This window comes from Microcoleus sp. LAD1_D3 (assembly GCF_036702135.1).
In the GTDB taxonomy this organism is placed as follows: domain Bacteria; phylum Cyanobacteriota; class Cyanobacteriia; order Cyanobacteriales; family Microcoleaceae; genus Microcoleus.
Map to the genome: position 1 here is coordinate 1 of NZ_JAUBSB010000010.1, position 13,709 is coordinate 13,709.

The 13,709-nt window shown below is 45.1% G+C and carries 12 protein-coding genes, 3 pseudogenes and 1 riboswitch; of the genes and pseudogenes, 10 read left to right on the forward strand and 5 right to left on the reverse strand.

The window, feature by feature from the left end; translation table 11 throughout:
* The first annotated feature begins 493 nt into the window (after positions 1 to 493).
* The 3 genes from QUA74_RS08115 (at position 494) to QUA74_RS08125 (ending at position 3,371) form a co-directional block, all read left to right on the forward strand.
* A complete protein-coding gene (locus tag QUA74_RS08115; protein WP_333326849.1) occupies positions 494 to 766 on the forward strand; it encodes a hypothetical protein in 273 nt (90 codons plus the stop codon).
* A 23-nt stretch (positions 767 to 789) separates the two neighbouring features.
* Positions 790 to 1,461 carry an energy-coupling factor ABC transporter ATP-binding protein gene (locus QUA74_RS08120; RefSeq protein WP_281363590.1) on the forward strand — a complete coding sequence of 224 codons (672 nt, stop codon included), beginning with the start codon at positions 790 to 792 and terminating at the stop codon, positions 1,459 to 1,461.
* Positions 1,462 to 1,616: 155 nt separating this feature from the next.
* A complete protein-coding gene (locus QUA74_RS08125; RefSeq protein ID WP_333326851.1) occupies positions 1,617 to 3,371 on the forward strand; it encodes a protein kinase domain-containing protein in 1,755 nt (584 codons plus the stop codon).
* Between the two features lie 229 nt (positions 3,372 to 3,600).
* On the opposite strand, the pseudogene QUA74_RS08130 reads toward QUA74_RS08125, so the two are convergent.
* Positions 3,601 to 4,391 (reverse strand): annotated as a pseudogene (locus tag QUA74_RS08130) (DUF4058 family protein).
* A 169-nt stretch (positions 4,392 to 4,560) separates the two neighbouring features.
* On the opposite strand from QUA74_RS08130, the gene QUA74_RS08135 reads away from it, so the two are divergent.
* Positions 4,561 to 4,836 carry a helix-turn-helix domain-containing protein gene (locus QUA74_RS08135; RefSeq protein WP_333326853.1) on the forward strand — a complete coding sequence of 92 codons (276 nt, stop codon included), beginning with the start codon at positions 4,561 to 4,563 and terminating at the stop codon, positions 4,834 to 4,836.
* A 6-nt stretch (positions 4,837 to 4,842) separates the two neighbouring features.
* On the opposite strand, the pseudogene QUA74_RS08140 reads toward QUA74_RS08135, so the two are convergent.
* Positions 4,843 to 5,798, reverse strand: a pseudogene (locus tag QUA74_RS08140) (IS630 family transposase).
* 471 nt (positions 5,799 to 6,269) lie between these two features.
* Between QUA74_RS08140 and QUA74_RS08145 the strand changes: the two are divergent.
* The 4 genes and pseudogenes from QUA74_RS08145 (at position 6,270) to QUA74_RS08160 (ending at position 9,869) form a co-directional block, all read left to right on the forward strand.
* Entirely contained in the window at positions 6,270 to 6,806 is a 537-nt protein-coding gene (locus QUA74_RS08145; RefSeq protein WP_333326855.1) for a transposase, read from the forward strand.
* A gap of 37 nt (positions 6,807 to 6,843) precedes the next feature.
* A pseudogene (locus QUA74_RS08150) lies at positions 6,844 to 7,485 on the forward strand (Uma2 family endonuclease); the annotation flags it as partial.
* A 154-nt stretch (positions 7,486 to 7,639) separates the two neighbouring features.
* A riboswitch (TPP riboswitch) is annotated at positions 7,640 to 7,736 on the forward strand.
* 7 nt (positions 7,737 to 7,743) lie between these two features.
* The gene (thiC, locus tag QUA74_RS08155) at positions 7,744 to 9,117 is read left to right on the forward strand and encodes a phosphomethylpyrimidine synthase ThiC (protein ID WP_333102218.1); all 1,374 of its coding nucleotides are present in this window, start codon (positions 7,744 to 7,746) and stop codon (positions 9,115 to 9,117) included.
* Between the two features lie 158 nt (positions 9,118 to 9,275).
* On the forward strand, positions 9,276 to 9,869 hold the full coding sequence (locus tag QUA74_RS08160) for a Uma2 family endonuclease (protein WP_333326857.1): 594 nt from the start codon (positions 9,276 to 9,278) through the stop codon (positions 9,867 to 9,869).
* A gap of 258 nt (positions 9,870 to 10,127) precedes the next feature.
* On the opposite strand, the gene pyrE is transcribed toward QUA74_RS08160, so the two are convergent.
* A complete protein-coding gene (gene pyrE, locus QUA74_RS08165) occupies positions 10,128 to 10,703 on the reverse strand; it encodes an orotate phosphoribosyltransferase (protein ID WP_333326859.1) in 576 nt (191 codons plus the stop codon).
* A gap of 84 nt (positions 10,704 to 10,787) precedes the next feature.
* Between pyrE and QUA74_RS08170 the strand changes: the two genes are divergently transcribed.
* A complete protein-coding gene (locus tag QUA74_RS08170; RefSeq protein WP_333326861.1) occupies positions 10,788 to 11,315 on the forward strand; it encodes a hypothetical protein in 528 nt (175 codons plus the stop codon).
* 178 nt (positions 11,316 to 11,493) lie between these two features.
* On the opposite strand, the gene QUA74_RS08175 is transcribed toward QUA74_RS08170, so the two are convergent.
* Complete coding sequence (locus QUA74_RS08175) at positions 11,494 to 12,240, reverse strand: pentapeptide repeat-containing protein (protein ID WP_333326863.1); 747 nt, start codon at positions 12,238 to 12,240, stop codon at positions 11,494 to 11,496.
* Between the two features lie 20 nt (positions 12,241 to 12,260).
* Complete coding sequence (locus QUA74_RS08180) at positions 12,261 to 12,905, reverse strand: hypothetical protein (RefSeq protein WP_333326865.1); 645 nt, start codon at positions 12,903 to 12,905, stop codon at positions 12,261 to 12,263.
* Between the two features lie 322 nt (positions 12,906 to 13,227).
* Between QUA74_RS08180 and QUA74_RS08185 the strand changes: the two genes are divergently transcribed.
* Positions 13,228 to 13,551, forward strand: a complete 324-nt coding sequence (locus QUA74_RS08185) for a WGxxGxxG family protein (protein WP_333326867.1) — start codon at positions 13,228 to 13,230, stop codon at positions 13,549 to 13,551.
* Positions 13,552 to 13,709 lie beyond the last annotated feature (158 nt).

Consider the following 13,709-nt stretch of genomic DNA (forward strand, 5'->3'; position numbering starts at 1 on the left):
GATCGCGTTTGAGCCAGTCGTCGAGGACATCAAATATGCCTCTTTCGGTCTGGGCGCGTCCGACTGCGATTGTCATTTACGCAAATCTCCAAATGGATATAATTACAACGGATCTGCCTCTAGTCATTAGTCTCTAACCGTTGCCTCTGCCTAGCAGAAAACAAGTTGGATTATGAACAGAGTTTACTTTTCTTTACCGTATTAACGATTATAGAGGTAATTCTTTACAAGAGCAAGTTTTTATTAAAAAACTTCCGGATCTTGACTTGTCGGAAGTCCCCGAAGTCCCCGAAGCCCTCGAAGCCCCCGAAGTCCTTGCCCTGCATTTGGGAATTTCTACTCTATAGGAGTCTTTGCGCTTTGCCTCAGAAGCCCGGTGGCTTCGTAGATATATCGGCCTCAACCTCTTATTTTTCTAAGAAACTGCGTTTCCTTGGGTAAGTCCTATATATATACTGAGGATAGAGCTCCAGATTTAGGTTTTTAAGACTATATGTTCAGCATTGACATCATTGTGAAGAACACCCCGGTATCGCTGTCGGTGCAGCGGAAGTTGCAGGAGGACGCTGAGACTGTTTACCAGCAGGTTTTAGAGGCAATTCGCAACTCCCAACCGCAAATTTTGGAACTAACTTGCGAGAAAAATCCTGAGAAAAAGGTGGCTGTGCTCAGCAGCGAGATTTCTGGGGTGGTGGTTTCTCAGAAATCGGGGGCGTCATCTACAGGCAGATCCCCGGGTTTTGTCTCGATGTCGGCGGCAGAATGAGGGCTGGGGGTGTTGGTGCCGATATGAGCCAGTCAGCCGTTGCTGTGCGGGATTTGGGTTTTTGCTGGCCGTCGGGCGATCGAGTGTTGCAAGGTTGCTCTCTGGATGTACCCAAGGGCGAGTTTTGGATGCTTTTGGGCACTAACGGCAGCGGCAAGTCTACGCTGTTGAGGCTGATGGCTGGGCTGCTGCACCCCCAGTCGGGAGAAATTGACCTGGGCGGGCGGGTGGGTTTTGTGTTCCAAAACCCCGACCACCAATTGGTGATGCCGACGGTGGGTGCGGATGTGGCTTTTGGTTTGGTGGAGGAAAAGCTTTCTAACGTTCAGGTGCGGGAGAGGGTGGCGGAGGCTTTGGAGGCTGTGAATTTGCTGGATTTGCAGCGGCGGCCGATTTATGCTTTGAGTGGGGGCCAGAAGCAGCGAATTGCTCTTGCTGGGGCGATCGCCCGTCACTGCGAAATTTTGCTGTTGGATGAACCGACGGCTTTGTTAGATCCTGATTCTCAGTTGGATTTGGTGGCGGCGGTGCAGCGGTTGGTGAAAAATCGCGGGATTACGGCTTTGTGGGTGACTCACCGTTTGGATGAGTTGAATTATTGTGATGGGGCTTTTTTGTTGGAAAAGGGCCAAGTGGTCGATCGGGGAGATCCGGCGCGTTTGAAGCAGCGGTTGATGCAAAGCCAAGATGTTTAGCTGTTAAGTAGCGGTTGAAAGCTATTTGTTGTTAATATCAACCATTAAGTTACTAGGAAGCCGACAGAGGAATCGCCCGCAAATAATTAGAGTTTTGTTACTTATTCCAATAACATTCAGGAATAAATAGTATTTTGATTATTTAGGAGATACTGATGAACCATTATCCTGATTTATCTTACCAAGGATATGAGGTGATCCGCGAACTAGGACGTAATCGAGAAGGGGGACGAATTACCTGGCTTGCCTCAACTATTGATACTACTGATATAAAACAGCAAGTGGTTGTCAAGCAGTTTTGTTTTGCTCAATCTGGTTCTGACTGGTCAGCTTTTAGTGTTCATGAACGAGAGATTCAGGTTTTGCAAGGACTCAACCATCCTGGTATTCCTCGCTACTTAGGAGGGTTTTCCACGTCGGATGGTTTCTGTATGGTGCAGGAGTATATCGATGCACCATCTTTAGGAGTGTTACGCAGTTTTGAACCCGAAGAAATCAAGCAAATTGCTGTATCGGTGCTAGAGATTTTAGTTTATTTGCAAAATCGAATTCCGCCAGTCATCCATCGAGATATTAAACCAGAAAATATACTGGTGGACGATCTACTCAGGGTTTATCTGATCGATTTTGGGTTTGCGCGAATTGGCAGTCAGGAAGTATCTGGCAGTAGCGTTTTCAAGGGAACGCCCGGTTTTATTCCCCCCGAACAGTTACGGAAACCTACAGAAGCCTCTGACTTATATGGGTTGGGAGCAACCTTGATTTGTTTACTTACAGGTACGCCCTCAACAGCACTTCAGGACTTAACGGACGAGGATGACCCCTATCTTATTCGGTTCAGCCAGCTAATCCCACAGCTAAGTTTACGATTTGTTAGCTGGTTGGAAAAGATGGTGCAACCCAGGCTAAGAGATCGCTATCCAAATGCTGTTACAGCTTTGGAAGACCTTAAATCCTTGTATGTCTTTCGAGTACCAGAAGTCAGCTTAAATACAAATTCTCTGGTTTTCCGAGCAACTCGTTTAGGTGAAAAAATCACCCAAAAAATTCACTTTCGCAACTTAATGCCTGACACTTTGCTAGAGGGAAGTTGGGAAGTAGCTCCTCATCTTCAAGATCCACCACATACTCCAGATTCCCATGCTTGGATTTCCTTCTCACCTGCTAGTTTTAAGGAGAATTTAGTAAAATGTGAAATTACCGTAGATACTTCCCTCCTGGCAGCAGATAAACATTACGAGCGTCATCTTCTTTTACATACAAATGCCTCACCAGAAACACATGATGTAACTATCAGGGTTCAGACAGCACCTTTGCCAATTGATGTTAAGAAACCTCCCTACAAAAGCATGGCAGTATTGTTAATATTTTCAACAGTAATAACAACTATAGTCATCGGTAATTTAGGTTGGTCTCAAACAGCTATAGGAATTATTGCTCTAGCTGTTGCCACAGTAGCAACTATTTGGGGGACAGGAGGACACCTTGGAATTAAAGCATGGAGTTGGATAGGGGGCGGTATAGGCTTAACTTTTACGGGACTGGCGATATATATGACTCACAGTTTCTCTGTTGCCTTTTTCGCGCTGATTTTTGGCGCGTTCTCAGGTGCAATGCTTGGAGCCGCGTTTGGAGTTTGGGTGGATATAATTGTTATTCATCTTCTGGATCGTGACTTTTGGAGAGAAATCACACTCGATCGCTTTGTGTTAACGCTGTCAGCACTAAGCACAGTGCTGGGAATTGCTTTAGGTATGGGATTTGTAGTCGGCTTTATAAATGTCTATACTTTGCTAACGTTGGGGGGATCGGGACTGCCTCTTGCAGCTATGTTGTTGTATCCATCCCTTAAACATCGCTGGTTGATTGCCCGCTACCGTAAGTCGGAACAAAACTTGATTCAGCCGTGAGATATTGGCGACGGCATAACAACCTCACAGAACACTATTCCAATAAAAATTCATACTGCCAAAGGGGGCGATCGATATTACTACATTGAGGTGGCGGATCGAGGAGATGCCATCGATGCTGACGTGATATTTCATCGGATGAGGATTGACAATGTGGGTGAGTAACCATGAAGCATTGGAAGGTGAAGAGCTTCAAGATAAGGTAGCAGCGTGCCAGCTTGATACCAAATTAATCTCGCAATCCTCGATCGCGCAACCAAGCATCTGCCCAAATTGTATCGGCTTCTGACAGCGGTGGTATGACTTCCCAGTTGCGATAATCTATCTTGAGGTCGTAACTTGCTATGTCGTAAATTTGAGTGAATAATTCCTGCAAGTTTATGACTGGTTCGGTATCGCCCGATCGCAGCGGTAAAGGAAAGGCAGGCAGCGGGTTCTGCACGTTAAAAGCGTACAAATCTGCTCTGGGACGGCGATTTCCCGACACACCAAAACGCTATAGTGGCTTTCAATGTCATTGCCAATAACTGGCATTTTTCGACCGCGCCGCAATAAATCTATTTCAATTAAATGAGTGCGACCAGATAAAATTTCTTCTCGCTTTTCTTCGTACATTTGTCGTCCTTTTCCTGTGCGCTTATTGCTAGGCGAGAGAATTTCAATAACTGTTATCAATTCTTTGGTTTCTCTTTCTCTAATTTCTAAATAGCCTTCCCGAACCGTGTAGGGCATGGGAATAATTACTGTTAATGGTTGTGTAGGCGGTGCTGCAACTGCTATGTTTGATGCTGTTGTTTTTGTTGCAGTTTGTGGTTGCATTACAGTTACGTCGGGAATGTCAATGACTGATAAATCGTCGTCAGCCGTTTCATAGATTCTGACTTCCAGCGACACTAAATACTTAGGACACAGTTGGGGAGATAAAAACCGGAAAATTTCACTAATCAGCAAGTTATGTATCCCAGGCCAAAAGTCGGGATGCTCTAAATACGGATCCATACCGGGAAAGGGAGATGGCATTGATGTCACTCCTTGACTTAAGTCTATTTACAGTTTAGCAATGTTGTTTTGGGAAAATTAGGGTCGATCGCACTTCCTGTGAAATAGAATAAGTAAGTCGGTGAGAAAAAAGCAAACTATGTTAAAATAAGTAAAGAGAGAGAATAGGTCTACTGAGGTAACTCAATATATGGGCGCTAGATTAAGGGTATTTCTCAGTCAAGAGCAAGATAAAACCCTATTAAAACTGAGAACTACGGATGTTCCCCAAAAAGTCAAAGACCGAGCAGAAGTAATTAGATTAAATGCAGGTGGCTGGTACGTTGAAAAAATAGCGGCTCACTTTAATTGGACCCCACAAACAGTAAGGGAGGTTTTACATAGATGGCAAAAACTAGGCAGGGAAGGGCTTTGGGAAGTACCGGGTCGAGGAGGCAAACCGAAGTGGAAAGAAGAAGACATATAGCCTTTCTCAGAAAGATGAGGTACAATAACAGCAGTGTGTAAACCAGTTAAAAATATTTGATGATGTAACTTGACTGAACGCCCACTCTATGGCTTTGGCTAATTCTTGATAATTAGTAGTCTTGATAGAACGGAGAATAATTTTAAGCTTTGACCAGAGATTCTCAATTGGTGAAAAATCTGGTGAATAAGGAGATAAGTATATTAATTTTGCCCCTTTTTTTTCGATCGCTTTTTTCACTTCTTCTCCCAAGTGAATGGGACAATTATCCATGACTACACAAGCACCTTTCCATAATTTTGGCACAAGTTTTCTGATAATAAAAGCTTCAAATGTAATTGCATCAGTTCCGCCTATTAGATTAACCGATGTCAAAATTTCCTTGACTGACATTGCTCCAATTATTGAGACATTTTTGCCACGTTTAGTTGGTTTTGGCCCCCGGGCTCTTTGACCTTTCAAAGCTCTAGCATATAACCTAACCATTGCTAAATTAACTCCAGATTCGTCAATGAATATTAAGTCTTTCAAACCTTACTCTTTTATTTTTTGCCAGAACTCACATCGCAGGATTTGAACTCGGTCGGTGCCTTTGTCCGAGGGGAAGAGAGTTTTTTTTTGACAGTAATATCTAAGAGTTTTATCATTCTTGCTATTGTCGCTCTACTAACGGAAAATCCAATTTTCCCATAAAGTAAATAACGAAGTTCTTCAAGAGTAGCATCATTGTTTAATTCAATCAATTCCCCCAATATGAGTAGTTGCTCTGCATTCAGTTTGCCTTTGACTCCACATCGGTGAGTTCGGGGAGTAATGTTTTTTGTTTCACGATATTGTTTAAGCAATTTTTGTACAAAGCTGAGGGCTACAGAAAAACGCTTAGCTATTGCTTTTTGTGAAATCGGTTCAGTATGATAAGTATCAAGGATTTTTTGCCTAAAATCAATCGAATAAGTTTTCATTTTTAACAATGTATGAAGTTTGGTACAAGTAAACGTGTTGTAAGTCAACCAGATCGTGCTGTCAGAAAAATGCTATTATGTGTGATATCGCTTTCGCGTGGCTTTACTGAACCATATAATTATAGTTCATTCCAGAAGTGTGTTCTCTGTTTGACCCTCATGAATAAGTGTCAGTAACATCATACCTCATCTTTCTGAGAAAGGCTATAGAGTTTTTAACAGAATGCCTCAAAAATGAACCACGTACATACAACAGTGTTCAACTAGCTCAGAAATTAGAAAAAGAGCGTTCTATTAAACTAAGCCCCGACCGATTAAGACGGATACTAAAAAAAAAGGGTTTATTTGGAAACGAGCGAGGAAGAGTCACAAAGGAAAACAAGAAGCCGTAGTACGTCAAATTAAACTCTTCAGACCTAGATATGCTGGAATGGGCTGCTGCTGCGGGAGAAATCGACTTAAAATATTTAGATGAATCAGGATTTTGTGCTCCCAAGCGAACCGAGTTACACTTATTACAAACGAGGACAGCAAAAACGGCTAGAACAAACGAAGAGGCGTGGTCGGAGATTAAGTATTGTAGGACTTTTTCAACAAGAATCAAGCTGTGTTTACGGTTTAGTAATAGGGGGTGTAGAGCGAAAAGCTTATATCAGAATGATGGAAGCAGAAGCCGAGTCAGCCGCTCATAGTAAACGAATCAGAGTAATAGTACAGGATAATGGCCCGATACATCGATGTCATGAAGTTCAACAATTATGGTCGAAGTGGGAAAGCCAGGGTTTATATATCTTTTTATTGGCCAAATATTGTTCAGAAATGAATCCGATAGAATTGGAGTGGCAACATATCAAAAAAGACGAGCTGGCAGGACAAATGTTTGAGGATGAATTAGAGCTGGCTTATGCCGTAATTAATGGGGTAGAAGCTAGAGGAAAAAAAGGAAACTACCCTACAATACGCATTAAATTTAGCTCCGAGCTGGTTACTGAATTTTTTGTTACATAGTTGTTATAAACTTTCCCACCGACTTACTTAGTAGTCAGGACGAGGTTGCGGGATTTATTGGCGTTTAACTGACCCTCTCGAACGCGGTGCCGAAGCGCCCGATTGGTTTTATGTGCCGAATGTTCCCCCACTATTAAATGGTGAGGTGCGACGTTCTTATGTATTGTGGAAAGAATACGTTGCACCGGTGATTGTACTGGAATTTGTGTCGGGGAATGGTGCAGAAGAGCGAGATAAAACGCCGCCGCCCGAACCAGGTCAAGCCGAAGAACAAAAGGTGGGCAAATTTTGGGTTTACGAACAGGCGATTCGCGTGCCTTACTACGGCATTTATGAAGTGAAAAAAGCTGCTGTAGAAATGTATCATTTAGAGGATAATCGCTATCAGCTAATGAGTGCAAATGAGCGAGGTCACTATCCGATTCCTCAGCTTGGAGTTGAGTTGGGAATTTGGCCAGGTGAATATGATGAGATGAATTTGCCTTGGTTGCATTGGTGGGATAGTGAAGGGAATTTGTTGTTAATTGGGGAGGAACGTGCTCAACAAGAAAACCTGCGGGCGGAACGAGAACGCCTTGGCGCTGGAGAAGAACACCTTCGCGCTGAAGAAGAAAAACAACGGGCCGATCGCCTAGCAGCAAAATTGCGCGAAATGGGGATTAATCCTGATGAGGTGTGATTGTTTTTAGAGGGTTAAATGGGGTACAATCGCACTTTTTAAACAGCAGAAAGATCAGAAGCCCCAAAAGGGCGATCGCTCCCCTCATCTATCTCTCAATATTAAGATTTCCTTAGTTGCTGCCGTGGCGCACAGAAATCGGTGATACAATCAACAGCTTAGCTAGGGGTGCCCGAATATCCGGGCTGAGAAAACACCCTTAGAACCTGAGTCTGGGTAATACCAGCGGAGGGAAGCTGTTTATCAAGGAAATTAAATATGCGTACCGAATGGATCGCTAAGCGTCAGGGGCAAAGCAATGTATCTCAAATGCACTACGCCCGTCAAGGTGTAATTACTGAGGAAATGCACTTTGTTGCTAAGCGAGAAAATCTCCCGCCAGAACTTATCCGCGCCGAAGTTGCGCGGGGACGGATGATTATTCCCGCTAACATCAACCACCCGAATTTGGAACCGATGGCGATCGGCATTGCCTCTAAATGCAAAGTCAATGCTAATATCGGTGCATCTCCCAACTCTTCCAATATGGAAGAAGAAGTTGACAAGCTTAAACTAGCAGTGAAATACGGCGCTGATACCGTGATGGACTTGTCCACCGGCGGCGGGAATTTGGATGAAATTCGCACTACAATTATCAAAGCTTCACCGGTGCCGATCGGTACTGTACCAATTTACCAAGCTTTAGAAAGCGTTCATGGTAATATGGAAAGTCTGACGCCGAATGACTTTCTTCACATCATTGACAAACACGCTCAACAAGGTGTTGATTACCAAACTATTCACGCCGGAATTTTGATTGAGCATTTGCCGTTGGTGAAAAATCGGCTAACTGGAATCGTCTCTCGCGGCGGTGGCATTTTGGCGCGGTGGATGCTGCATCACCACAAACAAAATCCCCTCTACACTCACTTTAACGACATCATTGAAATCTTCAAAAAATACGATGTTTCGTTTAGTTTGGGAGATTCCCTCCGCCCCGGTTGCACTCACGATGCGTCGGATGATGCTCAATTAGCTGAACTCAAAACTTTGGGACAATTAACTCGCAAAGCTTGGGAACATGACGTGCAGGTAATGGTGGAAGGGCCCGGTCACGTTCCGATGGATCAAATTGAGTTTAATGTCAAAAAACAAATGGAGGAATGTTCGGAAGCGCCCTTCTATGTTTTGGGGCCGTTGGTGACAGATATTGCACCTGGATACGACCACATTACCTCAGCTATTGGGGCGGCGATGGCTGGTTGGTACGGTACTGCAATGCTTTGTTACGTGACGCCGAAGGAACACTTAGGATTGCCGAATGCTGAGGATGTCCGAAACGGGCTGATTGCTTACAAAATCGCGGCTCACGCGGCAGATATTGCACGGGGCCGTCCGGGTGCGCGCGATCGCGATGATGAACTCTCGAAAGCGCGTTACAATTTCGATTGGAACCGTCAATTTGAGCTGTCATTAGATCCAGAACGCGCAAAGGAATATCACGACGAAACTTTGCCGGCGGATATCTACAAAACTGCTGAATTCTGTTCAATGTGCGGGCCTAAGTTCTGTCCGATGCAGACTAAGGTTGATGCCGATGCTTTGACGGAATTAGAGAAGTTTTTGGCTAAGGAACCTGTAGCCCAAAGCTAATTGGATTAATTCTTAAGGTGCTGATGGCGCACCTTACTTAATCGTAAAGCTGTTTCGTTTTTTGTGGGGCGGGCATCCTGCTCGCCCAAAACTAGGGTGCTGATGCCGCACCTTACTTAAGGTTATATTAAAAGGAGTTACCGAAAAGGAGAATTGCGATGTCCGTTCAACTTCAAAAACGCCTTTTTACGGTGAAAGAATATCATTTAATGGGTGAGACAGCGATTCTTTCTGAAGCTGAGCGCGTCGAACTCATTGAAGGAGAAATTATTCAAATGGCTGCTATTGGAACTCGTCACGCAACTGCTGTGAGACGACTTAACCGACTTTTTCACCGATTACCAGAAGATAGAGTTATTGTTGATGTCCAAAACCCTGTTCAGTTAAGCGAACGTACTGAACCGCAACCTGATGTGGTATTGCTCCAATTTCGCGATGATGATTACGAAACAGCACATCCAGTTCCCTCAGAAGTGTTACTTTTAGTAGAGGTAGCTGACACTACAGTGGATAATGACAGAAATGTCAAAATTCCTATTTATGCCCGATCGCTCATTCAAGAGGTTTGGCTGGTTAATTTAGTGGAAAACAGCTTGGAAGTTTACCGCCAGCCAACGCTGAACGGTTATAGTGTAATACTAAACTTGTACCCTGGTCAAGAGGTTGCACCGATCGCATTTCCTGATTTTACAGTCAGTGTGGATGTGATATTGAGTGCGGGCGATCGCACTTCCTCAACTCCAGAGCCATAAATTCGCTGCTTGATGCTGATTAAACTGCATTTTTCAAAGGAACTTGCTTTGCAGAGGATAAACAATTATGAATAACTTCTAGAGCAACAGCTTTAACTACATTAATACTGACGCTATTGCCCAGATAAAACGGATGGTTTTCATAGCATGAAACTGGCTGGTTAAGATTGATACCTTGCACCACTTTTAACATGAGGCAGAGCGAAAGCATCTGCGTTACCAGGTAGAACCTGGTAACGAGGGAAATCGCACAAACTGCTATTTCTTGCTACTAATCCATTCCTTAAGATCGTTAATCGTAAAAACTGTTTCAAAGTCCAATCCAACAGAGCGATAAAACTCCGCACCACCTTGCTCTCTGTCAATCAGCGACAAAATGCGATCGACTTTATAACCAGCGGCCCGCAACCGTTCCACCGCTTGCATCGCCGACTTACCCGTCGTCACCACATCCTCCAAAACCGCCACATTCGTCCCATCGGGCAACAGCGGCCCCTCAATATACGCCATTGTCCCGTGTCCCTTCGTCTCCTTTCTGACAATTAGCGCCGGAATCGATCGACCTTCTAGAGCCGAAACCACACTCACAGCAGTTACAATCGGGTCAGCGCCCAAAGTCAAACCGCCCACAGCTTGCACGTCCGACGACAGCATCGACAACAGCAAACGTCCCGTTGCCAAAGCACCTTCAGCGTGCAGAGTCACCGGTTTGCAGTTAATGTAATAAGAACTTTTCTGCCCCGAAGACAGCACAAAATCGCCTTCGCGATAGGCAAACTCGCACAACAAATCTAGAAGTCGATCGCGCAACACCTTTAAATCCGCAGCATTCATAACTCACACCGTGTAAAAAACACAAATAATCCGTCGATAATCAGTTTATATTGGAATCGGAATTAATTAAGGAGGCCCAAATATATGAGTCAAAAGTTAAAAAGCCTGAGCGGCGCGTTGATTCTCGCTGTCGCCTCTGCCGCAATGGCATCCGTCAAACCAGCTCAAGCACAAACAGAGCGATTTCACCCGATTGCCGACGACTTCAACCGACAATTCTTTGAAGCTTCAGGAGACTTTTACCACAACGTCAGCTTGCAAGGTTACTTTGGCGACTATTTAGGCATAGGTTCCCCCAGCGGCGTCGTTGCCTTTCCCGAAAAAGAAATTGAGAGGGATGCCAGTCGCGTCAACGGCTTCTACCGACGAGTCATGCAGCGGCAAGTTTCCAGCGATCCGATTCTCCGCGTCCCAGATGCCGTCAATCCGTTCGATGCCTCAGTCATGGCACTGCCTGCAGCTTGCCAGCTAGCACCTCAACCAAGCGGCTGTTTCGCTACTCCCGGCGGACTCCAAGATCAGTTTACACTTCCAACACAGCAGGAAGGTTCACAGACTGATCCAGGGCCCGTTAGAGGACTTTATCAAGTATCGCCCCCTGGCAAAAATTAATCGATCGACAGTTGCGAGTTTTGAGCCGCGGCGGGTTTACTCTCATCTCGGATTTGTATTAGAGAGAAAGTCTCAACCCGCCCCAAAAATTTACTTTTTGGCAATCCTTTCGGTAAACGCGCCATAGGATTTTTGTAACTATTGGGGTTATTTTACAGGACTAAATATTATCCAATATTTATGAAACAATGCTGCCGTCAGGCATGATTGTTCCTTTCAAAAAAGCTTCACCCAGATTAGCTCCCGCCAAGTTCGCTCCTCTGAGATTGGCCCGGGTCAAATTCGCCCCTCTCAAATCAGCTTTGCCGAGGTTTGCCCACCGAAAATCGGCAGCGCTCAACTCTGCAAAACAGAGATTTGCCCGGAAAAGATATGCTCCAGTGAAGTGAGATTCACCGAGGTTAGCTTTAGAGAAATTAGCTGCATAGCAATGTGCTTCAATCAAATCAGCTTGAGTGAGATTGGCTTGACTGAGATTAGCACCGTTGAAGTTTGCGGCCATCGCATTAACTCTCGACATCACCGCACCGATTAAATTCGCATCTCCGAAATCGGTTTGTTGGAGATTGGCAGCGGTGAGGTCAGCCCCAATTAAATTAGCGCCGCTTAAATCAGCTCCCTTCATGTCGGCAGCTCGGAGGTTTGTTCCAGTTAAATTAGCTTTAATTAAATTAGCTTCGAGCAATTGTGCTCCGGCAAGATTTGCTAAACTAAGATTACATTCAGCGAGGTTTGCCGCAATTAATTTAGCCTTAAATAAGTCTGCTTTAAAAAGGTTAGACCGCCAAAGATCAGCACCTCTGAGATTTGCTTCGGGGAGGTTAGCTTCGCCCAGATCCGGTTCTAGATTTGGGTTGAGACTTCTCCATTCAATCCAAGTAACTGCACCTTTTTTTAACAGCGCTAAATGCTGTGCGTTTGCCATAATTACATCTCCTTTAACGGCTATTCCTTGCGGCCAAAAATTGCTGGATTTTCTCGACCCGTCACGTTTTCCACCGCCGCAATTGCTGCCTGGGAACCTGCTATAATATCTCGTTCTGCGCCGCCGAGGTAAAGCCGTCCGAAACTGCCTACAGCTTGAACCTCTAAGATGTTAATAGATGCGCCTTTTTCTGCTTCATTAGCCGCCAGCGCTGCATAGGCTGCCGGTTCTACTTCTAAGACGTAAAGCGTTTGTCCCGCCAGCAGCAACTGTCCGCGGCGGGTGCGGTTGATTAATTGTGTTTGGTGGGGGTCAATGTTGCGAATAATTTGACTGGAAATGACTCGCGGTTTGATACCTTCTTCTCTGCGGACTCCGATGAATTCTAGAATTGCTTTGCCTGCGGCCCGGGTTTCCCCCTGCTGACTTGAGTGTACTTCCAGAAGGCCGTACAAGCGTTCGACTATCTGCACTCCTGGGCGCACGGAGGCAGATTTGAGGGCGACATCGGTAATTCGGTTAATTTCTATACCGGGCGAGATTTCTATCCACAGCGACGCATCCCCCGGCAGCGGCAAGAATCCGGCGGCGATTGTGCCGATGTATGCTGCGTGCTGCGGCTGCAAGTTGTCTAGAAATACGTAGCTGCGTAACTCTATACCCAAAAGTTTTGATCTCCGTCGATCGAGTTCCAACTGTTGTCTGTGCAATATCTGAGTTTACCTGTTTTTGTCAACAACACCTTGTCTGTTGTCGAGAGTGCCGGAGTGCCTCACAACCGAGTGAGGTGTCAGACCCGCGATTTCTAGTGCCGGAGTTCCTCCGCGAGCAATCTTTAATTTTGTGCGCCTGCTAAAAATTTGATATCAATCTCTAGTTATACGTGGAACATAACAATCTTTACTGCTAGAGGTGGATTTAACTTTAAAAGCCAATCGATATAGTTGTGATAGTTAAAGATTTTAGCCAACAGAGAGCATTTGAATTATGAAACGTTCTGATTTATCCAAAGCAATCGGTGCAGGTATTATAGCTGCTGGTTTAGCCATAGCACCAGCTCATCTGCCTGCTTCAGCTCAGACAGATACAACTGGCGGTACAACTGGCGGTACTAACAACACTACAACCACCACCACTCCTCGCTCCGATGTCTACAATGCTGAGACCGATCGCGATTTTGATTGGGGATGGTTGGGATTGCTCGGCTTGTCTGGTTTGTTGGGCTTGATACCCAAAAAACGCGAAGAAAATGTCCGTTACACAACTACAACAGGCGATCGTGACCCCGCCGTTCGCACCGACTACCGCTAAGAATCGAGTCTTAGGGCTGTGGGCATGATGCAGGGACAGGATGTTTTAACCTGTCCGATCAGCACCAATAATGATCAAAAAACCTCCATCGGTGGGGTTTTTTTGTTTGAGAAGATGCGCGATCGAACCACGATAAAATTGGTTACATCTGATATATT